Below are 23,178 nucleotides of genomic sequence, written 5' to 3'. Positions count from 1 at the left end.
GGGTGTTCGCCGGGCTCGACGGGGTCACGTCGGCGGAGACGGCGCTGCTGATGCGGACGTACAAGCGGGCGGGCATCGCCGGCTGAGCGCCCCGGTTCAGCGCAGGGTGGTGTTCCCGTCCGTGCGGTACGTGGCCACCAGCGCGAGGCACATCGCGGCGATGGCGACGCGGCCGGAGGCCTGGAGGAGCGGCCCGCGCAGCAGGATGAACGAGTAGCCGGCGACCAGCGGCACCACCACCGCGATCAGGCTGCCGGGGGGTGAGCGGCGGGTGGCGCGCTTGGCGTAGCGGCGGTCGACGCGCGCGGCCGCGTACCCGATGGCCAGCAGGCCGGCGCCCATGCCGAGGGGGCCGAAGTCCAGCCACAGCTCGGCCCAGATCGGGGAGGAGAGGTTGGTGTTGACCGTGCCCATCCACTGGCCGACCATCACGCCCGTGTCGTGCGGTTTGCCGGGCCAGGCCGAGCGGGGCACCGCGAAGAAGACGGATCCGGCGAGCTGGCGGCCGTAGGAGTGGCCGGGGCCGGAGTCGGCGTAGGTGATGGTGTTCGCGAACATGCCGATCTGGTCGTAGTCCTTGAGCGCCATGGGCTCCAGGAACGAGGTCGTCTCGACGGGTTTGTAGTTCTTCTCGTCGTAGCGGAAGCGGTCCGCGAAGGGGAAGACGAGGAGGGCGACGACGACGGCCATGGACAGGGCGACGCGGTACATGGCGGCGCTGACCGGGAAGAGCGTGAACAGCATCGCGAACATGACGGTCAGGAACCAGTAACGCGGGTTCGAGACGGGGTTGTTGACGATGAGGTTGAGGACGAGGAGTCCGGCCCAGGTGAGGATGACGGACACCTTGCGGCGGGCGTACGTCGAGGTGACCAGCCAGCGCGTGTACAGCAGCATGGCGAGCAGCGCGGGCACGGTGCCGAACCCGCGCAGCAGGGCCTGGCCGGCCTGGCCGTCGCCGTTGGAGACGCCCGCGTCCTGGATGCCGGCGATGATCTCCTGGCGGCTGGAGAAGAAGACGGCGGGGCCGCCCAGTTTGACGATGAACGCCGCGCTGCACACGAAGGCGATGACGGTGAGGAGCTGGAGCCTGCGCCGGTGCGCCATGACGGGGCGGGGTTCCTTCGTGGACCCGCCCGCGCGGCCCGCCGGGCGGTGGCGGGCCAGCAGCACGCCGACGTCGAAGGCGGTGCAGCCGAGGAGTACCAGCCCGATGGCGAGGGTGAGGTCGGAGCGGGGTCCGACCACGGGGGTCGGGACCCGTCCCAGTACGGCCTGGGCGAGGGGGGCCACACCCATGGCCATGTACACGAAGAGCCAGAAGGACCCCTGGAGCAGCTTGCGGCGGCTGGTCAGCACCATGGCGGAGAGCCGGGCACCGGCGTACATGGTGAGCACCAACTGGAGCCAGAAGGCGGCGTCTTCCTGGCCGTCGCCGGACTGGGCGGCGACGAACACGGGCAGGAAGACGGTGAAGCCGAGCGCGAGGGGGACGGACAGGGCGCGGGAGAGCAGGGTGCGGGGGGTGGTGATCCGACCCCACCGGGCCTCGTCCGCGGGTGTCGGCGGAGCCTCCTTCACACCGGGTGTGCGTATGTCCGTAGCCACCTTTGCCCCCACCCCATGTGCGTGATCCGCGCGCAGTCTAATCTGAGCGTTCCGCGCCAGGGGAGGCGCGTGGGACGACGGGGGCGACCGGTGCGCAATCTTCCTGCCTTCACACTGGCCGGATACGACAAGGGGCGGGGCCTGTTGACGCAGGCGCTGTGGTTCGCGGTGATGAACACCCTCTTCATGTCGTGGTTCTGCCCGGCCCGGCTGCGCGTGGCGCTGCTGCGGGCGTTCGGGGCGGAGATCGGCGAGGGGGTGCTGATCCGGCACAAGGTGCGCGTGCTGTGGCCGTGGAAGCTGAAGGTCGGGGACCACACCTGGATCGGTGAGGGCGCCTGGCTGCTCAACCTGGAGCCGGTGACGATCGGTTCGCACGTGTGCCTGTCGCAGGAGTCGATGCTGTGCACCGGCTCGCACGACCACCGGGCCGCCGACTTCCGCTACCGCAACGCCCCGATCACCGTCGAGGACGGGGCGTGGGTGGCCGTCCGGGCGACGGTGCTGGCGGGCGTGACGGTGGGCCGCTGCGCGGTGGCCGGCGCCGGCGCGGTCGTCCACAAGGACCTGCCCGCCCTGACCCTGCAGACCGGGGACGGCGGCCGCCGCCCGGTGGAGGAGCCGAAGTGAAGATCCTGCACGCCGTCACCCTGCACTCCCCCTCGCACGCCTTCGGCGGCCCGGTGCGGGTGGCGCTGAACCTGGCCAAGGGGCTGCGGGAGCGCGGTCACGAGGCGCGGCTGCTGGCGCTGGGCGAGGGGTTCGACCCCTGGCCGACGTCGGTCGAGGGCGTCCCGGCGAAGCTGTTCCCGGCCCGCCGGCTGCTCCCCCTCGGCTTCAGCGGGATGACCTCGCCGGCCCTGCTGGCCTCGGCGTCCCGTCTGGTGCGGGAGGCGGACCTGGTCCACGTCCACCTGGCCCGCGACCTGGTCACCCTGCCCGTCGCGCTGGCGGCCCTGCGCGCGGGCAAGCCGCTGGTCCTCCAGACGCACGGCATGGTGGACCCGAGCGAGCGGCTCCTCGCGAAGGTCCTGGACGCGGTGGCGGTACGCCGCCTGCTGCGCGGCGCGGAGGCCCTCCTCTACCTGACCCCGCACGAGCGGGCGGGCCTGGACGCGGTGGTGGGCACCCCGCCCCTCTCCCAGGCGGTCCGCCTGGTGAACGGCACCCCGTCCCAGGAGGAGCGCCCGACCCTCACCGGCCCGCCGCGCATCCTCTACTCGGCCCGCCTCCAGGCCCGCAAGCGCCCGGTGGACTTCGTGGACGCGGCCCCGGCGGTCCTCGCGGACCACCCGGACGCGCGGTTCGTGGTGGCGGGCCCCGACGAGGGCGAACTCGCGGCCGTCCGCTCCCGCATCACCGCCCTGGGCCTGACGGACCGCTTCACGGTCCCCGGCGCCCTCTCGGCCCCGGAGGTCCTCACGGAACTCCGCCGCGCCCACGTCTACGTCCTCCCCTCGGTGGACGAACCCTTCCCCATGTCGGTCCTGGAAGCCCTGGCGGTGGGCGTCCCCACGGTCGTCACCCACTCCAACGGCCTGGCCCGCGACATCGCGTCGGCGGGCGCGGGCCGAGCCGTCGCCCCGGGCCCCCAGCCGGTGGCGGAGGCGGTCCTCGACCTCCTGGACCCCTGGAACAACCCCGCCGCATCGAAGGCCGCCCGCGCACTGGCGGCGGGCTCCTTCTCCATGGACGCGGTCCTGGACACCCTGCTCGGGGTGTACGGGGACATCAGCCGCTAGGGGGCGGGGAGGGACGTAGATCGATACGGTGGAGGCCATGGCCCCATCCGTACTGGACTCCGCCCGGGGAGCGGCCCGGCTGGCCGTGTCCCTCCTGCCTCCGCTGGGCAACCGCTGGCTGCACACGCAGGCGGTCGCGGAGCGCGCGCGTGAGCTGGCCCCGGCCGTTCCCCCGGCGGCACGGGAACTGCTGGTCGCAGCGGCGTGGCTGCACGACATCGGGTACGCCCCGGCGGTCCGAGACACCGGGTTCCACCCGCTCGACGGGGCACGGTACTTGGCGACGCTGGGCGCCCCGGCGCAACTCGTCGGCCTGGTCGCCCACCACTCGGGGGCCGAGTACGAGGCCGAGCAGCGGGGGCTCGGGAGGGAACTCGCCGTGTACGACCGGGGTGATGCGGTTCTTCTGGATGCCCTGACCTGTGCCGACATGACGACGGGCCCGGCCGGCCAGCGATTCGCCTTCGAGGCACGCATCGACGAGATCCTGCTCCGTTACGCACCCGGCAGCGAGGTCCACACGGCGATCAGTGCGGCGACCCCCACCCTGGCGGCAGCGGTCGCCCGTACCCGCGCCCGTCTCTCCGGTCAGCCGATGTAGGGCTCGGTCCGGCGGGCGAGCCCGTGCTCGATCCGCAGTTTCATGGACGGATGGATCCGCATGCCGTCCAGATCGCCGGGGGCGAGGAAGGCAACCTCCCGGCTCTCGCTGCTCGTCCGGCGGGCGCCTCCCACGATGCGGGCCGAGAAGCAGATCGAGAACTGCTGGCGGACTTCGCCGTCGTCGTACGCGATGACGTGGCGAGGGTTGGTGTAGAGGCCGATCAGACCCGTCACCTCCACCTCGAATCCGGTCTCTTCCCGCGTCTCGCGCACGGCGGCCTCCGCTACGGACTCGCCGGTGTCCACGCCCCCGCCGGGCAGGGCCCACAGACCGTTGTCGGTCCTGTGGATGAGCAGAACCCGCCCCTCGCCGTCCTGGGCCACGACGGTCACGGACGGAACGATGCTGTTCGCCTCGGGCGCGTTGGGGTCGTTGAAGTAGTCCACTCGGGCCATGCCGAACAGCCTAGGCCTGTGTGCCGCGTTCCCAGGCGTAGTCGAAGCTCTTCATGTAGTGCCGGAAGCTCCGGCCGCCCGGGATGTAGCGGAAGTGCAGGACCGGGTTCTGCCCTGCGGGTGCGCCGAGCACATGGGGGTTGACCAGTACGTCGTCGTCGAATCGGTAGAGCGAGTTGTAGAGGATCGTCTCGTGCAGCCGGACCTCGACTCCGGGTGTCGTCATGGCCGGTTCGAGGTAGCGGCGCGTCATGCGCGACCGCGCGGCGAGGTCCGCGCCGATCCCCTCCTCCTCACCCCGCTGCCGGATCACCTCGGAGGCGGGATTCCCGAGGAGGATGCGCACCTGCGCTCCGGCCCGCGCCTTCCTCGCGAGCCGGTCGGCGAGTTCAGGATGACCGTCGAACAGGAACAAGCCCGCATAGACGAGGACTTCGATGTGGCTCACCGCGTTGTCGATCAATGACGACCACAGGCCGACCGGGACGACACCGCGGTGCGGGTAGTAGGTGACCAGCTCGGAGGCGCTCGCCGTGTCGGCCTGCCGCGCGACGGCCGGCCAGATGTAGAGCTCGTCGACACCGAGGAAGGTCGCCGCCTTCCAGCGGTGGGTCCGGTGAGGCGTCCGGCCCGTCGTGATCCAGCGCTCCACCGTTTTGGGATCCACCCCCACTTGGGCGGCAACCGACTGGATGGTGGCGGAACTCACCGAAATGGCAGCGCGCAGACGCTCGTTGGCCATGGGTTTGGCCTTCTCTCCGGGGACGCCGGGACGTTTTCACGGTAGACCAAGACGTCCCTCAACGTCCACACGGACCGTGACGCGTCCACTACGTTGAGCGGTTTCCTGCACTCATGGACGAAACGCGCACGCGCAACGACCGCAAGGTCCCCCTACCCGAACCCCCGCCGGGCCCGAGCCCCCGCCTGCTGGCGCGGGCCGCACGCGGCTGGGCCCGGTTCCTCACCTCCACTGATCCCCGACCGGGAGGGTTCGGGAGGCCCGGTGACCTCCGTGGCCTGTGACGACGCCTTCGGACACGAATGGCACCCCTGGCTGGGCCGGACCGTGCTGGACATCCCGAGCAAAGGGACGGGCCTCTTGATGGCCGTCGTGCTGGAGCAGGTGTGCAGCTACGGAGGGCAGGAGCACTGGGTACGGCTCGCCTACATCCGGCCGGCCTCCGGGATCGAGTGGTCCACCGCGCTCGGCAATATCTCGCTGGTCTCGTGAAGACGTACGGACGCCGCCGGACCCCGAGGGGTGCGGCGGCGTTCGGCTGAGGTGGTGGGTTACGCCGGGAGCCAGGCGTAGCAGTTCGTGGAGGTGAAGGTGGACGTGCCTGCGGGGATGGTGGCCGTGATCTTGTCGCCCGGCTTGGGCGGGGTTTCCGGGCCCGAGGCGAGGATCGTGCCGTCCTTGCCCTTGGCCTCCCAGGTGCACGTCGTGGACTGGGTGGCCGCGCGGTAGGTGCCGGGGGGCGGGTCGGTGCGGGGGCCGTCGGGCAGGCCCTTCTCCGCCGTCGCCAGGACGGGCTTCTGGTCGGGGCAGAGGTACGTGATCGCGTCCCTGGCGCCGGTCAGCTCGCCCGAGGCGATGGACGCGGCCGCCGCGTCCTTGTCGCGCTTCGCGGTGCGTTCCACCCGCTGGCAGGTCTCCTGGCCCGTCTGGAGGACGGCCGCGGGGTCGGTCTTGTCCGGGACGCGGCCGCTCAGGTACTGCTTCTCGTTCGCCTTGAAGCTGCCCGTCTTCGGGGTCAGCTGCGCGTCCGGGAGGACGGGGCCCGTCGGCTTGGCGTTCGGGTCCGGGGCGGCGGTGGGCGCGGTGGCGTCCGCCGGGTCGGGGGCCGGGGAGGCGGCCGGCGGCTTCGGCTTGGCCGGGCCGGCGTCGGCCTTGGCGTCGCCGGAGGAGCTGCATCCCGTGAGGGTGAGGGCCGTGGCGAGGAGGAGGGCCGCGGACGCTGTCGCGGAGCGGAGGTGCATGGAGGGCTCCCGTGGGTGGGAAGGCGTACGGGGCCCGGCGGCAGGTGCGCCGGGCCCCGTGCGTCCGGGTGGTTACTTCTGGCCGAAGGTGAGGATCAGCTGCGGAGCGGCGTCCGCGGCGGTCGCCTCCGAGGACCAGAGCCACATCGCGTCGGTGCCCGTGCTGGTCAGGCCGAGGCTGTAGCTGCTGCCCAGCACCGCGGAGACGGCGGCGGTGTCGAGGTCGACGTTCTGGACGGCCGAGCCGTCCGGCACGCCCGCGATGCTGCCGAGCGGGGTGGTGCCGAGGGTGGGCTTGGAGTTGAACGTCGTGCCCGTGCCGCTCCAGGTGCCGGTGACCGGGACCACGGAGACGGTGTCGGCGGTGCCGGCTCCGGCCTGCGTGGAGGTCTTGAACTGGAGCGAGGCGGCCTTCAGGACCTGCCCGGCCGGGGCGGCCGGGAGGGTGAAGCGCAGGTACGACTCGTACGCGGAGGTGCCGCGGACCGCGAGCTGCGTGGAGGTGCCGTAGGCCGTCGACGGGGCGCCCTGGTTGATGTAGGTGTCCTCGGCCGCGGGGACCTTGGAGACCGTGTCGGCCGGGGCCTTGGCCAGGTCGTAGTGGGACTTGACCTGGGCCTGGGTGAGCGCCGTCGGGTAGACGGCCGTCTCGTCGATCTGTCCGGCGAAGAAGTTGCTCGTCGGACGGGTCGGCCAGCTGTTGAGGTTGTCCCCGCCCACGTGCCAGTAGCCGGCGTAGGGGGTGGAGGTGGTGGCGCTGTTGGTGCCCTTGTTCTGGCCGTCGACGTAGAGGGTCATGCCGCCGGGGCCCTGGGTGCCGACCACGTGGTGCCACTTGTTGTCGTTGTACGTCTCGAACAGGCCCGTGGTGATGGTGCGGGTCGAGCCGTTGTAGACGCCGAAGACGAGGCGGCCGGTGTTGGTCATGTACAGCTGCTTGTCGTACGAGCCGCTGTTGGACGAGGTGTTGTTGCCGAAGCCGATCAGCTTGCCGCCGCGCGTGGTGTTCGTCTTGAACCAGGTCTCGACGGTGAAGCTGCTGCCCACGAACTGGCGGTGGTCGCTGTACACCTGCTGGCTGGAGCCGTTGAAGCCCATGGCCGTGCTGCTGCCGGTGATGGCGCCGGGGCCCTGGTTCAGCGCCGGGGCGCCCACCTGGAGGCCGCTGGTGTTGCCGCCGGCCGAGGAGTCGGCCACGTACGGGCTGGAGGTGTCGTCGTAGCGCCAGTACAGGTTGGCGCCGTCGGCGCGGACCTTGTCCGGGTAGGCCTGGACCGAGGTCGGGACGGTCACCGAGGCACTGGCCGACAGGGCGCTGGTGTTGCCGGCGCCGTCGGTCGCGGTCACCCGGTAGGTGTACGACTGGCCGGCCTTGACGGTGGTGTCGGTCCAGGAGGCCTGCGGCCGCTCGAACTCCAGGGAGTCGGCGGTCATGGTCTGGATCGGGGTGGCCGAGCCGTTGCGGTAGATCCGGTACGTCAGCTTGCTGTCGTCCTGGTCGTAGCTGGTGCGCCAGCGGACCTGGACCTCGCCGGGCTTGACGCTGCCGGCGCTGGCGACCGGGGTGGTGGGCGCGCCGACGTCGCCGGTGTTGGCGAAGCGGGTCAGGCCCGCCTGCGGCTTGCCGTTGATCTGGGTGAACTCACCGCCCACCCACAGGTACTTGACGTCCGACTTCTCGGCGACGGCCATGACGCGCGGGCCGATGCCCTCGCCGATGCCGTCGTTGGCGGTGGGGTGCCAGCCGAGCTTGCGCGGGCCGCGCACGAAGCCGTCCACGGGCGCGGGAGGCGTGCCGGTGTGGTCGGTGGGCTGCGCCATCAGGAAGTTGCGCTTGCCGTCGGGGAACTCCAGCTCCGTGGAGCAGTCGTGGCCGTGCGAGGCGCTGTAGAGGACGCCGTCGTACGGGAGCACGAACTGGGTCGCGCCGAGGCAGCGGTCGCGCCACTTCTCGTTGAAGTCGAGGCCCAGGCCGATGCGGCCGTCGAAGACGCCGCCGCCGGAGCCCTCGTTGCCCGTGTAGTAGCCGGTGGCGTCGGCGGCGATGTCCTTGACGACCGAGTTCGACGGGATGTTGGAGTACGTCTTGGCGACCGCGCCGGTGGTGGCGTCGACGACCGCGAGGGCGTGCGAGTTGGTGCCGTTGACGGTGAAGAAGTCACCGCCGAGCACGACCTTCTTGCCGTCGTTGCTCACCTTGACGGCGCGGCCCGGCTCGTCGGCGTTGGCCGTGAAGGGCTTGAGGGCGCCCGAGGCGGCGTCGACCGCGGCGAACCGCTCGCGGGTCTGGCCCTCGACCGTGCCGAAGTCGCCGGCGACGTACAGGGTGTCGTCGGTGGCGTCGAGGGCGCGGACCGTGGCGGGGACGCCCGGGTGGAAGGAGGCCTTGGGCGTGCAGGTCTCGATGTCGATGGCCGCGAGGCTGGAGACCGGGGTGCCGTTGACGGCACCGAAGTAGCCGCCCGCGTACAGGGTCTTGCCGTCCTTGGAGACGGTCAGAGCCCGGACGGTGGCGGTGCCGTCGCCGACGGTGAAGGCCAGCTTGCAGGCGGTGGGGTTGCCCGTGGCGGCGTCCAGCGCCACGAAGTTCACGGCCTCCTGCTCGGCGCCGCCGACGGCGTCGGGCGGGCTGACGGCCGAGAAGGTGCCGCCGGCGAAGACGGTGCCGTTCGCCTCGGCCATGGCGAAGACGACGCCGTTCGGCTGCCAGGTGGGCAGCTCGTCGGCGGTGAACGCCACCGGCGGCGTGATGGCCGACGCCGAGGGCATCAGCACCACGCCCAGACCGGCGCCGGCGCCGGTCAGTGACAGGACGAGGGCAGCGGTCAGCCCTCTGGATCTACGCATGAACCCCCCAGGGCAAACGCCCGGTCTCATGGCTGGAAATGTACGAACAACCGTGTGTATCCGACGCAGACTAGGACTCGATGGGGTCCCGGTCACCTCACTTGACCCACTGCATACCAACTCGGGGCCAAGCAGCTTCACTTAGGGAGGCGTACGCCGACACACGGCGGGTTTGCCCCGGTCAGGGCCGCAGAGCATCGCGGACATGACCGGGACACGCAAAACGTAGGCGCATCGTAGGCGAAATATACGGCCTCAGCGGTCGATGCGGACGGTGGCGCCCGCCAGTTGGTCCTCGACCTGCCGGATGTCGGCGTCGACCATGATGCGGGCCAGTTCGGGCACGAGGACCGTCGGCTTCCAGCCGAGGATCTCCCGCGCCTTGGAGGCGTCGCCGATGAGGGCGTCGACCTCGCTGGGGCGCTCGTACTTGGGGTCGTAGCGGACGTGCTCGTTCCAGTCGAGCCCGGCGTGGGTGAAGGAGGACTCGACGAACTCCTTCACCGTGGCCGCCACTCCGGTGGCCACCACGTAGTCGGTCGGCTCGTCCTGCTGGAGCATGCGCCACATGGCGTCCACGTACTCGGGGGCGTAGCCCCAGTCGCGGACGGCGTCGAGGTTGCCGAGGTAGAGGTGGTCCTGGAGGCCGGCCTTGATCCGGGCGACCGCGCGGGTGATCTTGCGGGTCACGAAGGTCTCGCCGCGGCGCGGGGACTCGTGGTTGAAGAGGATCCCGTTGACGGCGAACATGTCGTACGCCTCGCGGTAGTTGACCGTGGTCCAGTACGCGAAGACCTTCGCCGCGCCGTACGGGCTGCGCGGGTGGAAGGGGGTGTCCTCGTTCTGCGGGGGCGGGGTGGAGCCGTACATCTCCGAGGACGAGGCCTGGTAGATGCGGGTGTCCACGCCGCTGGCCCGGATGGCCTCCAGCAGCCGCAGCGCGCCGAGGCCCGTGACGTCGCCGGTGTAGAGGGGCGCGTCGAAGGAGACCCGGACATGGGACTGGGCGCCGAGGTTGTAGACCTCGTCGGGGCGTATGTCGCGCAGCAGGTTCACCAGGGCCACGCCGTCGGAGAGGTCGGCGTGGTGCAGGACGAAGGAACGGTTCGCCGTCTGCGGGTCCTGGTAGACGTGGTCGATCCGCTCCGTGTTGAAGCTGGAGGACCGCCGCACGAGCCCGTGCACCGTGTAGCCCTTCGAGAGCAGCAGCTCGGCGAGGTACGAGCCGTCCTGCCCGGTGACGCCGGTGATCAGTGCGGTCTTGCCCATGGGTCCCCCTGGGGTCGGTTGGTGCTGTTCCGTATGAGGCTTCGCCTCGGTGTGTGGTCTGTGGGGTGCGCGGGACGGCGTAAGTCCGGGCCGGCCGGTCCCGGCGGGCTGGCATCATCGGCGGTATGACTAATCCGCAGCCGCTCCTGCCCCCGCACGCCCGCGTCTTCGTCGCCGGACACCGCGGCCTGGTGGGCTCCGCGGTCGTCCGCCGCCTCACCGCCGACGGCCACGAGGTGCTGACCCGCGGCCGCGCCGATCTCGACCTGCGCGACGCCGCCGCGACGGAGGCGTACCTGAGGGACGTCCGCCCCGACGCCGTGGTGCTGGCCGCCGCCAAGGTCGGCGGGATCATGGCCAACAGCACGTACCCGGTGCAGTTCCTGGAGGACAACCTCAAGATCCAGCTCGCCGTCATCGGCGGGGCGCACGCGGCCGGGGTGGGCCGGCTGCTGTTCCTGGGGTCCTCCTGCATCTACCCCAAGCTCGCCCCGCAGCCCATCACGGAGGACGCCCTCCTGACCGGGCCGCTGGAGCCCACCAACGAGGCCTACGCCCTGGCGAAGATCGCGGGCATCGTGCAGGTCCAGTCGTACCGCAGGCAGTACGGCGCCTCGTTCGTCTCGGCCATGCCGACGAACCTCTACGGGCCCGGGGACAACTTCGACCTGCAGTCCTCGCACGTGCTGCCCGCGCTGGTCCGGCGCTTCCACGAGGCCGCCGCCGAGGGGCGCGACGAGGTCACCCTGTGGGGCAGCGGCACCCCCCGCCGGGAGTTCCTGCACGTCGACGACCTGGCGGCCGCCTGCGCGGTGCTGCTGGAGCGCTACGACGGGGACGAGCCCGTCAACATCGGCTGCGGTGAGGACCTGACCATCCGGGAGCTGGCCGAGACGGTCGCCGAGGTGACCGGCTTCGAGGGCCGGCTCGCCTGGGACACGTCGAAGCCGGACGGGACCCCGCGCAAGCTGCTCGACGTCTCCCGCCTGACCGCGCTGGGCTGGAAGCCCGGCATCGGGCTGCGCGACGGCATCGCCTCCACCTACCGCTGGTGGCTGGACCAGAACTGACGACAACGCGGCCCCTCAGTACGCTCCGCGGCCGTCGACGACGGCGCGGAGGGTACGGCCCATGACGTCGACGTCACTGGTGAAGGACCAGTTGTCCACGTACTGGAGATCAAGCTGAATCGTTTCGTCCCAGGAGAGGTCGGAGCGTCCGCTGATCTGCCACAGCCCCGTCATCCCCGGCCGCACGGTGAGCCGGCGCAGCTCGACCTCGTCGTACTCCGCCACCTCCTCCGGCAGCGGGGGGCGGGGCCCGACCAGGGACATGTGGCCCGTCAGCACGTTGAGCAGCTGGGGCAGTTCGTCGAGGGAGGTGCGGCGCAGCAGCCGGCCCACCCTGGTCACCCGGGGGTCGCGGCGCATCTTGAACATCAGCCCGTCGTTCTCGTTGGCCCCCGACAGCTCGGACTTCAGCAGGTCGGCGTCCACCACCATGGTGCGGAACTTCCACATGACGAACGGGACCCCGTCGCGCCCGATCCGGCGCTGGCTGTAGAAGGCCGGGCCGCGCGAGCCGAGCCGGATGGCCAGTACCAGCGCGAGGAACAGCGGTGACAGCAGGAGCAGTCCGGCGGCCGCGGCGACCCGGTCGAGCACCGCCTTGAGCAGGGCCTGGGCCCCCCGCCGCACGGGCGGCGCGACCCGCAGCACGGCGAGACCGCCGGCGGAGAGGGTCTCCAGCCGCTTGACGGAGACCTCCACCAGCCCGGGGAAGACGGCCAGCTCCAGCCCCTCGTCGTGCAGCGCCCAGGCCACCCGGCGCAGCCGCTCCCCCGCGATCCGCGCCCCGGGCACCACCAGCACCAGGTCGGCGTGGTGGCTCCGGACGGCGTCCAGGACGGCGGCGGAGTCCCCGCCGGGGGCCCCGGGCATCCGGGCGGCGAGCCGGGCGGCGACGGGCACGCCGCCGTCCAGGGCGCCGGCGCCGACGGGGAGCACGCCGACGACCACGTACGGGTGGTCGGTGCGCGCCGCGAGATGGGCGATGACGTGTTCGGCGGCGGCGGGTTCGCCGACCACCAGGACCCGGCTGACGGCCTGGGCCTCGCGGCGGGCCGCGAAGAGGTGGCGGTACGTCAGTTTGTGGCGGGCGACGGTGATCAGGAGGGCGGGCAGCAGTGCGCCGAGGGCCGCCAGGCGCGGGGTGCTCTCACCGGTGATCACGCGGGCGACGGCCAGGACGCCGATGAGAATCAGCCAGTCGTGTACGACGGGGAGCACTCCGCGGGATTCTCCGAGCGCCCGGGTGGCGTACCGTCGGCGCAGGGCCTGTACGCCGACCCATGCGACGGCCGCGCCGAGCGCGCAGTACAGGGGCCTGGCCTGCTGCGCCGCGTCGAAGACCAGGCCGACGGGTACGGCGGCGCCGGCGAAGTCGGCGCCCACGGCGGCGGGCAGGTACCAGCGGGCCTTGTCACCGATGCGCCGCGCGGGGGCGTCCAGGGGCCCGTCCGCACCACCTGCCGCCGCGGCCACGCTTTGCGCAGGAAAACGGACATGCCTCATGAGCCCCCCTGGCACGTGGTCTATGTCGGTGACGCTCGCCCGCCGCTTCCCCAAGCAACGAACATCTGTCGCACCGGGAAACAGTACGACAAACACCCGTACGGTAAATGCCGTTTGGGTGAACGGGGGCTCTCGTTACCCAAGGGTTAACAACCGGTACCACGCGTTCCATGGGGTTCGGAGTTCCGTCGCACGCGAAGGTGAATGGTTCGGATACCGGATCCGTATCTTCGGACAACGAACCGTTTCCAGCCAACATTTTGATGTGGCCCTGACATCGGACACGCCAGGTGGCACTCTTCGATCCGTTCATCGCACAGCCCTGATCTGCCCGGAGGCCCACCCAGCTATCCGGAATCCCCCCTTGCAGAAGGAGTCTGCGTTGAGTCCCACCCCCCAGCGGCGTGCCACCGCGGCCGGCGCACTCGTAGCCGCCGCCGCCCTGCTCGCCGTAGGTATGCAGGCCGGTACCGCCACGGCCGCCGCCGACGCCGCCGACGCCACCGCGTCGCAGGCCCGCACGGCCGCCCAGCCCAACCCGGGCGCGGCCAACCTCGTACTCAGCGCTTCGGAGCGTGCGACGCTCATCAGCGAGGCGACCTCGACCTCCGCCCAGGCGGCGAAGGCCCTCGGCCTCGGCGGCAGCGAGAAGCTGGTCGTCCGCGATGTGGTCAAGGACGCCGACGGCACCACGCACACCACCTACGAGCGGACCTACGACGGTCTGCCCGTGCTCGGCGGCGACCTGACGGTCCACGCCAAGGGCGGCGTCACCAAGAGCGTGACCAAGGCGACCGAGCACGAGATCAAGGTCGCGGACACCAACGCCACGGTCAGCACCGCCGCCGCGGAGGGCCAGGCCGTCTCCGCCGCCAACTCCGCGGGCTCCAAGCAGGCGAAGGCCGACAAGGGCGCCCGCAAGGTGATCTGGGCCGGCTCCGGCACCCCCGTCCTCGCCTTCGAGACCGTCGTCGGCGGCCTCCAGGACGACGGCACCCCGAGCCGTCTGCACGTGATCACCGACGCCAAGACCGGCGCGAAGATCACCCAGTGGCAGGCCATCGAGACCGGCACCGGCAACACGCAGTACAGCGGCCAGGTGACCCTCGGCACCACCCAGTCCGGCAGCAACTTCACGCTGACCGACGCCGGGCGCGGCGGCCACAAGACGTACAACCTCAACGGAGGTTCGTCCGGCACCGGCACGCTCTTCAGCAAGACCACGGACGTGTGGGGCAACGGCCTGCCCGCCAACAAGGAGACGGCCGGCGCGGACGCCGCCTACGGCGCCCAGCTGACCTGGGACTACTACAAGAACGTCTACGGCCGCAACGGCCTGCGCAACGACGGCGTGGCCCCCTACAGCCGGGTCCACTACGGCAACGCGTACGTCAACGCCTTCTGGGACGACTCCTGCTTCTGCATGACCTACGGCGACGGCGAGGGCAACAACAAGCCCCTCACCTCGATCGACGTGGCCGCGCACGAGATGACCCACGGTCTGACCTCGGTCACCGGCAACATGACCTACAGCGGTGAGTCCGGCGGTCTGAACGAGGCCACCTCCGACATCATGGCCGCCGCCGTCGAGTTCTGGGCCAACAACCCGACCGACGTGGGCGACTACCTCGTCGGCGAGAAGATCGACATCAACGGCGACGGCAGCCCGCTGCGCTACATGGACAAGCCGAGCAAGGACGGCGCGTCCAAGGACGCGTGGTACTCGGGCATCAGCTCGATCGACGTCCACTACTCCTCGGGCCCGGCCAACCACTGGTTCTACCTGGCCTCCGAGGGCTCCGGCGCCAAGGTCATCAACGGGGTGAGCTACAACTCGCCGACCTCCGACGGCCTCCCGGTCACCGCGATCGGCCGCGACGCCGCCGCGAAGATCTGGTTCCGCGCGCTGACGGTGGGCTACTTCAAGTCGACCACCAACTACGCCGACGCCCGCGTCCAGACCCTGAAGGCCGCCGCCGACCTGTACGGCGCCGGTTCGACCACGTACAACAACGTGGCCAACGCCTGGGCCGCCATCAACGTCGGCCCGCGCATCAACGACGGGGTCACCGTCACCGCGATACCGAACCAGACGACCGTGATCAACACCGCGGTGAACCTCCAGGTCCAGGCGACCAGCACCAACGCGGGCGCCCTGAGCTACGCGGCGACCGGCCTGCCGGCCGGCCTGTCGATCAACTCCTCCACGGGTCTGATCTCCGGCACGGCGACCACCGCGGGCACGTCCAACGTGACCGTCACCGTCACCGACTCGGCGAGCAAGACCGGCACCGCGTCCTTCAGCTGGACGGTCGGCACCTCGCAGCAGAACGTGTTCGAGAACACGACCGACTACGCGATCAACGACAACGCCACGGTCGAGTCCCCGATCACGGTCACCCGCACGGGCAACGCGCCGGCCACCCTCAAGGTGGACGTCAACATCCTGCACACCTACATCGGCGACCTGAAGGTCGACCTGGTCGCCCCTGACGGCACCGTCTACAACCTGCACAACCGTGCGGGCGGCAGCGCCGACAACATCATCAAGAGCTACACCGTGGACGCCTCCGCCAAGGCCGCCCAGGGCGTCTGGAAGCTGCGCGTCAACGACAACGCCAGCCTGGACACCGGCAAGATCGACAGCTGGAAGCTCACCTTCTGAGCCCTCGGGCCGGGAAGTGAAGCAAGGCTGAACCGCTGAAACCACGGGGCCGCCCGGGAGAAGTCTCCCCGGGCGGCCCTGTCCCATGGGGCGGCGGATCAGCCGATCGAGCGGAAGGCCGCGTCGAGGTAGGCCTTGTCGAACACGACGCGGTCCTTGCCGCGCTCCTGGCGGGGGCGGGCGCGGTCCTCGTCGCCCCAGTCGTCGTCGCGGTCGTGGCGGCCGTGGTGGTGGTCGTCGGTGGGCTTGAGGTAGACGGAGCGGGCGTTCAGGTCGTGCGCCCGCTCGCCCGGCCGCAGCACCTCCTGGGCCTCGCCGCCGCAGCTGGTGTCCCGGAAGACGAGGACCAGGGACTCGGTGTCGTTCCACACCGCGTAGGCCGCGCGGTCGCGGCCGGTGCCCGTCAGGCGGTAGCAGGTGTCGTTGTCGGCCGGCTCGATGGTCCGGCTGCCGCCGTCGTCCGGGAGCCGGTAATGGATCTCGCCGAGGTCGTCGTGGCCGTTCGCCAGCGACGGGCCGGCGGTGGGCAGGACCAGGGCGGTGGCGGCGAGCAGAGCGGCTGTGGCTGTGGAGCGGAGGCGCATGGGGGGTCCGTTTCTCGCGGGGGCGTCCGCGGGCAGCCTAGGAGCCCGTGGGGCGTCGGGGCCGGTGCCATGCGGCAGGTGTTCGAGGGTTCACCCTCCCGGCGCGCCCGGGTTGCCGCTGCACGGGGCGGAGGTCCCCTACCCGCCCTTCGCCCGTTCCCCGGGGCGGGCCCCGGACCCCGTAGCGCTCAATCGCCGCGCGGGCTGGATCTCGCGCAGCGAGATTCCAGCCCCGCTCAGCGGGCCGCCCCCCGGACGGCAGCGCCCCTACGCCGGCTGCTCCGGCCGGGCCGGGTCGGCCGCCTGGGCCGGGACGGCTGCCACACCGGCAGCCGCCGGGCGCCGCATCAGCAGGAACACCGCCAGCCCGCCGGCCAGGCCCAGCGCCCCCGACACCGTGAAGGTCTCCCGCAGGCCGCTCGCGAACGCCGCGTCCACCCAGTCCCGCGCCCCCGGCACCGCCGCCAGCAGCCGTCCGGCGCCGCCGGAGGCCAGGGCGTCGGCGGTGCCCGCGGGCTGCCCGCCGAGCCCGTCCGCCAGCCCGGCGTGGAACACGGCTCCCAGCACCGCGATGCCCAGGGCCGTGCCCAGCTGCCGCGCGGTGTTCAGTACGCCGCCGGCCATGCCCGCCCGGGCCGCCGGCACCGCCCCCATCGCGGAGGCCGCGAGCGAGGGGATCGACACGCCCACCCCGACCCCGGTCAGCAGCAGCCCCGGCACCAGCGCCGGCCAGCTGTCGCCGGCGTCCAGCATCCAGGCCTGGAGCAGCGCGCCCGCGCCGATCAGCAGCAGCCCGCCGCCGATGGTCAGCCGGGCGGAGAGCCCGTGCAGCAGCCGCCCGGCCGCCGCCGCGACGACGAAGGCCGCCAGGCTCATCGGCACCAGCGCCAGGCCGGCGCCCACCGGGCTCATCCCCTCGGCGGACTGGAGCCACAGGGAGACGTACATCAGGTACGAGAACGCGGCCCCGGAGGTCAGCAGTCCGGCGGTCATGACGGCCACGAAGGCCGGGCTGCGGAAGAGCGAGAGGTCCAGCATCGGGCGGGAGCCGCGCAGTTCGACGAGGACGAAGGCGGCGAAGGCCGCCGCCGCCAGGCCGAACAGCCCGAGGGTGGCGGAGGAGCCCCAGCCGTCCTCGCCGGCCCGGATCAGCGCGTACGTCAGGGACCCGGCCCCCGCGGTGAAGGCGGCCATGCCGGGCAGGTCCAGCCCCCGGGCGCGCGGGTCGCGGGACTCCGTCACCGCCCTGAGGGTCACGAACACGGCGAGGGCGCACAGCGGCAGGTTGATGAAGAAGATCCAGCGCCAGCCGAAGTGCTCGGTGAGCAGCCCGCCGACGATCGGCCCGGCCGCGGCGGCGGCGCCGTTGACCGCGCCCCAGACGCCGAAGGCGACGCCCCGGTCGCGGCCCTGGTAGGAGGCGCTGAGCAGGGCCATGGAGGTGGCGGCCATCGCCGCGCCGCCTATGCCCTGCACGGCACGGAAGGCGATCAGCGCGCCGGGCCCGTCGGCCAGACCGCAGACGAGGGAGGCGGCGGCGAAGAGCACGAGCCCGCCGAGGTAGACCCGGCGCCGGCCGATCCGGTCGGCGAGCGAGCCCGAACCGAGCAGCAGGGCGGCCAGGGCGAGGGCGTAGACGTCCATCACCCACTGGAGCCCTGAGAAGCCGGTGTGCATGTCGGCGGCCATGTCCGGGAGGGCGACGGTCACGATCGTGATGTCGACCAGGAGCATGAACGCCCCGATGCACACCGCCGTCAGGGGCAGCCATTTGCGCATGGGGATTCTCCTTCTGTTCTTCGGAGCCGGGGTCGTCGGTGCCCGGCGATTGATCTCTGTGGTCGCCCCACGGTGGCAGCGGGGCCCCGAATCACCCACCCGGAAGACCCCTTCCGCAGGATTCCCGTCACCGGGGCGGCGGGAATGATGGGAACCATGCACCTCACCACCCGGGCCGGGAACCGGCCCACCGAGCTGGACGCCTTCGACCAGTCCCTGGCCCAGGCCCTGTCCATCGACGGCCGGGCCCCCTTCAGCCGGCTGGCCGAGGTGCTGGAGGTCTCCGACCAGACGGTGGTGCGCCGCTACCACCGGCTGCGCGGCAACGGCCTGCTGCGGGTCGTCGGGCTGCCGGTGGGCGGCCGGGTCGGGCTGTTCGAGTCCTGGGTGCGCGTCCAGTGCGCCCCCGACGCGGCGGTCGCGGTGGCCGAGGCGCTGGCCCGCCGGCCGGACATCGCCTGGGTGACCCTGAACTCGGGCGGTACGGAGATCCACTGCATGACCCGGGCCAGGACCCGGGAGGACCGGGACGCCCTGCTGCTGGAGAAGCTGCCGCGCACCCGCCGGGTGACGGCGATCAGCGCGCACACCGTGCTGCGCAAGTACATCGGCGGCCCCGGGGTCTGGGCCGCGCTGAAGGGGCTGCGCCCGGACCAGGTCGAGGCCCTGAGCCCGCCGCCGCCCCCACCGGAGTACGCGGACGCCCGCTACACCCTCGACGAGGCCGAGCTGGCCCTGCTGGCGGTGCTGCGGCGGGACGGCCGGGCCGGCTATCCGGAGCTGGCCCGGGCCTCGGGCCTGTCGGAGTCCACGGCCCGGCGCCGGCTGGAGCGGCTGCGCGAGCGCGGGGCGGTCTACTTCGACGTGGAGGTCATCCCGGAGCACCTGGGCTACGAGGCGGACGCCTCCCTGCTGCTGACCGTGCCCCCGGCCCGGCTGGCGGAGGTGGGGGCCGCCCTGGGGAGCCATCCGGAGGTGCCGTTCGCCGCGGCCATCACCGGGGCGGCGAACCTGCTGGCCGTGGTGGTGTGCCGGGACACCGACGCGCTGTACACGTACCTCACCGAGCGGATCGGCGCGGTGCCCGGCATGGGGCAGGTGGAGGTGATCCCGAACCTGCGGACGCTCAAGCGGGCCGGGATGCTGGTGGAGGACGGACGGCTGGTGGACCCGCCGCCCGCTCCCTGAGCACGGCACCCTGGCCACCGCCGCCCGCCCCCCTTGAGCCCCCGGCCTCAGCGCAGCAGGACGCCGCCCGCCGGGTCGGTGTCCACCGGGCCCGCGACCAGGCCCAGTTCGGCCGGGGTCGCCAGCAGCGGGTGCGTGGGCAGGACCCGTACGGTGTAGCCGAAGGGCCCCGTCCGGTCGAGGGCGAGCGGCCCCTCGTACACCCAGCGGCCCTCCAGGTCGGGACCGGAGGCGGGCTTGAGCGGGAAGGCCCGCCCGTCCTTGATCACGTCCTGGGCGTCGACCCGTCCGGCGACGGCCTGCACCTCCACGTCCTCCGGCGCGAGGGCGTCGAGCGCGACCCGCACCCGCAGCGTGAGGGTGGCCCCCAGCTCGGCGGTGCCGCCCACCGGGGCGGCGGCGACGGCCTCCACGTGCTCGACGGCCACCCGCGGCCAGGCCGCCCGGATCCGGCCCTTCCACCAGGCCAGGTCCCGCGCCGCGTCGGCGGTCAGGGCGCGGTGGGAGAGCGCGGCCGGGGCGTAGAGCCGTTCCACGTACTCCCGCACCATCCGCCCCGCGAGGACCTTGGGGCCCAGGGACACCAGGGTGCGCCGGACCATCTCGATCCACCGCTCGGGCAGCCCGGTGCGGCCGGCCCGGTCGTAGAAGCGGGGCGCGACCCGGTTCTCGATCAGCTCGTAGAGGGCGGCCGCCTCCAGGTCGTCGCGCCGCTCCTCGTCCGTGCCGAGCCCGTCGGCCGTGGGGATGGCCCAGCCGAAGTCGGGCTCGAACCACTCGTCCCACCAGCCGTCCAGGACCGACAGGTTGAGGCAGCCGTTGAGGGCGGCCTTCATCCCGCTGGTCCCGCAGGCCTCCAGCGGCCGCAGCGGGTTGTTGAGCCAGACGTCGCAGCCCGGGTAGAGCTTCTGCGCCATGCCCATGCCGTAGTCCGGCAGGAAGACGATCCGGTGGCGTACGCGCGGGTCGTCCGAGAAGCGCACCAGCTCCTGGACGAGCCGCTTGCCGCCGTCGTCCGCCGGGTGCGCCTTGCCCGCGACGACGATCTGCACCGGGCGGTCGGGGTCCAGCAGCAGGGCGCGCAGCCGGTCGGGGTCGCGCAGCATCAGCGTGAGCCGCTTGTAGGAGGGGACGCGCCGGGCGAAGCCGATGGTCAGCACGTCCGGGTCGAGGACGGTGTCCACCCAGCCGAGCTCGGCGTCGGCGGCGCCGCGCTGCTTCCAGGAGGCGCGCAGCCGGTCCCGTACCTCCTGGACCAGCTGCTCGCGCAGGGAGCGGCGGACGTCCCACACGTCCTGGTCGGCGATCTGCGCGACGGCGTCCCAGCGGGTGGAGCCGCCGACGGCGAGGGCGTCCTCGGTGCGTCCGGCGCCGATCTGGCGGGTGCCGAGCCGCATCACCTCGGGGGCGACCCAGGTCGGGGCGTGCACCCCGTTGGTGACGGAGGCGATGGGGACGTCGGCCGCGTCGAAGCCCGGCCAGAGCCCGGCGAACATGCCGCGGCTGACGGCGCCGTGGAGGGTGGAGACCCCGTTGGCGCGCTGGGCGAGGCGCAGGCCCATGACCGCCATGTTGAACACCCCGGGGTCGCCGCCGGGGTAGGACTCGGCGCCGAGTTCCAGGATCCGTTCGACGGGGACCCCGGCGAGTTCGCCGCCCTCGCCGAAGTGGCGGGCGACGAGGGAGCGCTCGAAGCGGTCGATGCCGGCGGGGACGGGGGTGTGGGTGGTGAAGACGGTCCCGGCGCGGACGGCCTCGACGTTGGCGTCGAAGCCGAGGCCGCGCTCCCCTTCGAGTTCCCTTATGCGTTCGAGGCCGAGAAAGCCGGCGTGGCCCTCGTTGGTGTGGAAGACCTCGGGGTCGGGGTGGCCGGTGATCCCGCAGTAGGCGCGGACGGCGCGGACCCCGCCGATGCCGAGGAGCATCTCCTGGAGGAGGCGGTGGTCGCTGCCGCCGCCGTAGAGCCGGTCGGTCACCTCGCGGGCGCCGGCGTCGTTGTCCTCGACGTCGGAGTCGAGCAGGAGCAGCGGGACGCGGCCGACGCGGGCCTGCCAGATGTGCGCGTGCAACGAGCGTCCGCCGGGCAGGGCGAGGGTCACCCGGGCGGGGGTGCCGTCCTCCTGCCGGAGCAGGGACAGGGGCAGCTCGTGGGGGTCGAGGACCGGGTAGTGCTCCTGCTGCCAGCCGTCGCGGGAGAGGGACTGGCGGAAGTAGCCGTGCCGGTAGAGCAGTCCGACGCCGATGATCGGGACGCCGAGGTCGCTGGCGGCCTTGAGGTGGTCACCGGCGAGGATCCCGAGCCCGCCGGAGTACTGGGGAAGGGCTGCGGTGATGCCGAATTCGGGGGAGAAGTAGGCGATGGCGGCGGGGAGCGTGCCGCCGTTCTCGTGGGTCTGGTACCACCTGCCGCCGTGGACGTAGTCGTCGAGGTCGGCGGCGGCGACGGCGAGCCGGCGCAGGAAGCGGCGGTCGGCGGCGAGTTCGGCGAGCCGGGCGGCGGGCACGGCGCCGAGCAGCCGGACGGGGTCGCCGCCCGCTGCCTGCCAGCCCTCGGGGTCGACGGATTGGAAGAGTTCGCGGGTTTCCGTATGCCACGACCAGCGCAGGTTGCGCGCGAGTTCGGCGAGTGGCATGAGGGGTTCGGGGAGGACGGGGCGCACGGTGAATCGACGGATAGCCTTCACGTGTTCCACCTTCGCAGGGGATGACGGATCGGAGCGGCCGCACCACGCTGTGCGAACGCGCAACGCCCCCGGAAGGCTAGCGCCGGATCCGGTCGCCGGGTGGCCGTTCGTCCAACAGGTCGTCCAGGTACGGGCGCAGCACGGGCGGCAGGGCGGTGCGTTCCAGGCCGCGGAGCAGGGCGAGGGCGGGTGCGGAGACGAAGTGCCCCAGCTCCAGCAGGGCGCGCAGCTCGCTCTCCAGGGCTTGCGGGTCGGTCTCGGCGACGGCGGCGCGGGCCAGGGCGGCGCAGAGCCGGCGGCCGGCGTCCGCGTCCCAGGCGTCGGGGTGGTCGCCGGCCTCGTCGGCGGCCAGGCCGCGCGCCCGGGGGTCGGGGTCCAGCAGCAGCCGGACGTATTCGCGGGCGCGGGGGTCGACGTCGAGGCGGTCCCATTCCTCCAGTCCGCCCGCCCCGGGCCCGGAGAGCAGCACCCGGGCGGTGCTGCCGGCGTCCAGCCGGTCGACGGCCCGCCCGTAGAGCTCGATCCGCTCCAGCGCCACCCACGCCCCGTCGGGGGTGCGCAGCCGGGAGCCGGTACGGGGGACCCCCCGCAGGCAGCGCACGACGGTGAGCGCGGCGGACCCGCTGGGGGTGACGGGCGCGGAGATCTGGAGCCGGCCGGCCCGCGCGAGGAGCCGTTCCAGTACGGGCGGCGCGGGCCAGATCTGCCCGAGCCGCTGGAGCCCGAGGTCGCTGATGCCCGCTTCGACGGTGACGAGCGCGCCGAGCTGGGCCTCCAGCGCGCCGGGGTCCTCCTCGGCGCAGGCGGCCTCGACGAGCAGCCCGGCCAGCTCCCCCTCGGCCCCGGGGTCCCACACCGCCGCGCTCACCCGCCGCGCGGCCCCTTCGCGCCGCCGGGGGTCGGGATGCAGGAGCTGCTCGGTCAGACCCATGCCGCGCATTCTCGCGCGGATCGCCTTTCCGGGTGACCCCTTCCGAAGTGCTGAAACACCGTCAGTCGCGGACGGGGCGGGGTCCCGCGCGGGAGTGTCCTGCGGGGTGTGAGGGATGGGTGGGGCGGGCGGGGCGGGGGTGCCGCGTTGGACGTCACCTGGTCCTCGCCGACTTGACGGAGCCTCGGCGGATGTCGAGCGGCCCCTTGGGGAATGGGGCGCTCCCTACGTACGAGTAGTTAACCGACAGCACGGATTGGGCGCCG

At 72.4% G+C, this 23,178-nt stretch carries 18 protein-coding genes; 7 read left to right on the top strand and 11 right to left on the bottom strand.

The genetic code is table 11. The features are described from left to right. Positions 1-96: 96 nt before the first annotated feature. Positions 97-1,581 (bottom strand): hypothetical protein, encoded by a 1,485-nt coding sequence (locus AB0O29_RS26945; protein ID WP_365156070.1) that lies wholly within the window; start codon positions 1,579-1,581, stop codon positions 97-99. Positions 1,582-1,698: 117 nt separating this feature from the next. On the opposite strand from AB0O29_RS26945, the gene AB0O29_RS26940 reads away from it, so the two are divergent. From AB0O29_RS26940 to AB0O29_RS26930, 3 genes are read left to right on the top strand one after another with little or no spacing between them, the layout of a single operon-like run. Beyond that, positions 1,699-2,238 carry a WcaF family extracellular polysaccharide biosynthesis acetyltransferase gene (locus AB0O29_RS26940; RefSeq protein WP_365156067.1) on the top strand — a complete coding sequence of 180 codons (540 nt, stop codon included), beginning with the start codon at positions 1,699-1,701 and terminating at the stop codon, positions 2,236-2,238. Then, a complete protein-coding gene (locus tag AB0O29_RS26935) occupies positions 2,235-3,350 on the top strand; it encodes a glycosyltransferase (protein ID WP_365156064.1) in 1,116 nt (371 codons plus the stop codon). Before AB0O29_RS26940 ends, AB0O29_RS26935 begins: the two co-directional genes overlap by 4 nt. A gap of 37 nt (positions 3,351-3,387) precedes the next feature. Beyond that, the gene (locus AB0O29_RS26930) at positions 3,388-3,951 is read left to right on the top strand and encodes an HD domain-containing protein (protein ID WP_365156061.1); all 564 of its coding nucleotides are present in this window, start codon (positions 3,388-3,390) and stop codon (positions 3,949-3,951) included. Here AB0O29_RS26930 and AB0O29_RS26925 read toward each other — a convergent pair. Together AB0O29_RS26925 and AB0O29_RS26920 are read right to left on the bottom strand one after the other, a co-directional pair. Further along, the gene (locus AB0O29_RS26925) at positions 3,939-4,409 is read right to left on the bottom strand and encodes an NUDIX domain-containing protein (protein WP_365156058.1); all 471 of its coding nucleotides are present in this window, start codon (positions 4,407-4,409) and stop codon (positions 3,939-3,941) included. The genes AB0O29_RS26930 and AB0O29_RS26925 overlap by 13 nt on opposite strands. A gap of 10 nt (positions 4,410-4,419) precedes the next feature. Next, positions 4,420-5,151 carry a DUF5919 domain-containing protein gene (locus AB0O29_RS26920; RefSeq protein WP_365156055.1) on the bottom strand — a complete coding sequence of 244 codons (732 nt, stop codon included), beginning with the start codon at positions 5,149-5,151 and terminating at the stop codon, positions 4,420-4,422. A gap of 264 nt (positions 5,152-5,415) precedes the next feature. Here AB0O29_RS26920 and AB0O29_RS26915 point away from each other — a divergent pair, with 264 nt between their 5' ends. After that, positions 5,416-5,643, top strand: a complete 228-nt coding sequence (locus AB0O29_RS26915) for a hypothetical protein (RefSeq protein WP_365156052.1) — start codon at positions 5,416-5,418, stop codon at positions 5,641-5,643. 59 nt (positions 5,644-5,702) lie between these two features. Here AB0O29_RS26915 and AB0O29_RS26910 read toward each other — a convergent pair whose 3' ends face one another. From AB0O29_RS26910 to gmd, 3 genes are all read right to left on the bottom strand, one after another. Further along, positions 5,703-6,392, bottom strand: a complete 690-nt coding sequence (locus AB0O29_RS26910) for a hypothetical protein (protein WP_365156049.1) — start codon at positions 6,390-6,392, stop codon at positions 5,703-5,705. 72 nt (positions 6,393-6,464) lie between these two features. After that, a complete protein-coding gene (locus AB0O29_RS26905) occupies positions 6,465-9,239 on the bottom strand; it encodes a LamG-like jellyroll fold domain-containing protein (RefSeq protein ID WP_365156046.1) in 2,775 nt (924 codons plus the stop codon). Positions 9,240-9,494: 255 nt separating this feature from the next. After that, complete coding sequence (gmd, locus tag AB0O29_RS26900) at positions 9,495-10,508, bottom strand: GDP-mannose 4,6-dehydratase (RefSeq protein ID WP_365156043.1); 1,014 nt, start codon at positions 10,506-10,508, stop codon at positions 9,495-9,497. Positions 10,509-10,633: 125 nt separating this feature from the next. Here gmd and AB0O29_RS26895 point away from each other — a divergent pair, with 125 nt between their 5' ends. Continuing rightward, positions 10,634-11,578 (top strand): GDP-L-fucose synthase, encoded by a 945-nt coding sequence (locus tag AB0O29_RS26895; RefSeq protein WP_365156040.1) that lies wholly within the window; start codon positions 10,634-10,636, stop codon positions 11,576-11,578. A gap of 15 nt (positions 11,579-11,593) precedes the next feature. Here AB0O29_RS26895 and AB0O29_RS26890 read toward each other — a convergent pair whose 3' ends face one another. Next, on the bottom strand, positions 11,594-13,081 hold the full coding sequence (locus tag AB0O29_RS26890; protein ID WP_365156037.1) for a sugar transferase: 1,488 nt from the start codon (positions 13,079-13,081) through the stop codon (positions 11,594-11,596). A gap of 382 nt (positions 13,082-13,463) precedes the next feature. Here AB0O29_RS26890 and AB0O29_RS26885 point away from each other — a divergent pair, with 382 nt between their 5' ends. Then, positions 13,464-15,746 (top strand): M4 family metallopeptidase, encoded by a 2,283-nt coding sequence (locus AB0O29_RS26885; RefSeq protein WP_365156034.1) that lies wholly within the window; start codon positions 13,464-13,466, stop codon positions 15,744-15,746. A 98-nt stretch (positions 15,747-15,844) separates the two neighbouring features. Here AB0O29_RS26885 and AB0O29_RS26880 read toward each other — a convergent pair whose 3' ends face one another. Together AB0O29_RS26880 and AB0O29_RS26875 are read right to left on the bottom strand one after the other, a co-directional pair. Continuing rightward, on the bottom strand, positions 15,845-16,330 hold the full coding sequence (locus tag AB0O29_RS26880; protein ID WP_365156031.1) for a hypothetical protein: 486 nt from the start codon (positions 16,328-16,330) through the stop codon (positions 15,845-15,847). Between the two features lie 267 nt (positions 16,331-16,597). Further along, on the bottom strand, positions 16,598-18,109 hold the full coding sequence (locus tag AB0O29_RS26875; RefSeq protein ID WP_365156028.1) for an MFS transporter: 1,512 nt from the start codon (positions 18,107-18,109) through the stop codon (positions 16,598-16,600). Between the two features lie 156 nt (positions 18,110-18,265). On the opposite strand from AB0O29_RS26875, the gene AB0O29_RS26870 reads away from it, so the two are divergent. Beyond that, positions 18,266-19,297: an Lrp/AsnC family transcriptional regulator gene (locus tag AB0O29_RS26870; RefSeq protein ID WP_365156025.1), complete on the top strand. Its 1,032-nt coding sequence runs from the start codon at positions 18,266-18,268 to the stop codon at positions 19,295-19,297. A 47-nt stretch (positions 19,298-19,344) separates the two neighbouring features. Here the strand turns inward: AB0O29_RS26870 and glgP are convergent, their stop codons facing one another. Next, positions 19,345-21,981 carry an alpha-glucan family phosphorylase gene (glgP, locus tag AB0O29_RS26865; protein ID WP_365156022.1) on the bottom strand — a complete coding sequence of 879 codons (2,637 nt, stop codon included), beginning with the start codon at positions 21,979-21,981 and terminating at the stop codon, positions 19,345-19,347. A 76-nt stretch (positions 21,982-22,057) separates the two neighbouring features. Then, positions 22,058-22,912 carry a hypothetical protein gene (locus AB0O29_RS26860; protein WP_365156019.1) on the bottom strand — a complete coding sequence of 285 codons (855 nt, stop codon included), beginning with the start codon at positions 22,910-22,912 and terminating at the stop codon, positions 22,058-22,060. Between the last annotated feature and the right edge of the window lie 266 nt (positions 22,913-23,178).

Source organism: Streptomyces sp. NPDC089915 (assembly GCF_040684675.1).
Taxonomy (GTDB): domain Bacteria; phylum Actinomycetota; class Actinomycetes; order Streptomycetales; family Streptomycetaceae; genus Streptomyces.
The sequence above is the reverse complement of the archived record's forward strand: the minus strand, read 5'-3'. Positions and strand labels throughout refer to the sequence as shown.

Bases quoted from the DNA above. Each gene is read 5' to 3' on its own strand.
- AB0O29_RS26930 (WP_365156061.1), top strand. From the start codon at position 3,388: ATGGCCCCATCCGTACTGGACTCCGCCCGGGGAGCGGCCCGGCTGGCC.
- AB0O29_RS26925 (WP_365156058.1), bottom strand. From the start codon at position 4,409: ATGGCCCGAGTGGACTACTTCAACGACCCCAACGCGCCCGAGGCGAAC.
- AB0O29_RS26920 (WP_365156055.1), bottom strand. From the start codon at position 5,151: ATGGCCAACGAGCGTCTGCGCGCTGCCATTTCGGTGAGTTCCGCCACC.
- AB0O29_RS26910 (WP_365156049.1), bottom strand. From the start codon at position 6,392: ATGCACCTCCGCTCCGCGACAGCGTCCGCGGCCCTCCTCCTCGCCACG.
- AB0O29_RS26905 (WP_365156046.1), bottom strand. From the start codon at position 9,239: ATGCGTAGATCCAGAGGGCTGACCGCTGCCCTCGTCCTGTCACTGACC.
- gmd (WP_365156043.1), bottom strand. From the start codon at position 10,508: ATGGGCAAGACCGCACTGATCACCGGCGTCACCGGGCAGGACGGCTCG.
- AB0O29_RS26895 (WP_365156040.1), top strand. From the start codon at position 10,634: ATGACTAATCCGCAGCCGCTCCTGCCCCCGCACGCCCGCGTCTTCGTC.
- AB0O29_RS26890 (WP_365156037.1), bottom strand. From the start codon at position 13,081: ATGAGGCATGTCCGTTTTCCTGCGCAAAGCGTGGCCGCGGCGGCAGGT.
- AB0O29_RS26880 (WP_365156031.1), bottom strand. From the start codon at position 16,330: ATGCGCCTCCGCTCCACAGCCACAGCCGCTCTGCTCGCCGCCACCGCC.
- AB0O29_RS26875 (WP_365156028.1), bottom strand. From the start codon at position 18,109: ATGCGCAAATGGCTGCCCCTGACGGCGGTGTGCATCGGGGCGTTCATG.
- AB0O29_RS26870 (WP_365156025.1), top strand. From the start codon at position 18,266: ATGCACCTCACCACCCGGGCCGGGAACCGGCCCACCGAGCTGGACGCC.
- AB0O29_RS26860 (WP_365156019.1), bottom strand. From the start codon at position 22,912: ATGGGTCTGACCGAGCAGCTCCTGCATCCCGACCCCCGGCGGCGCGAA.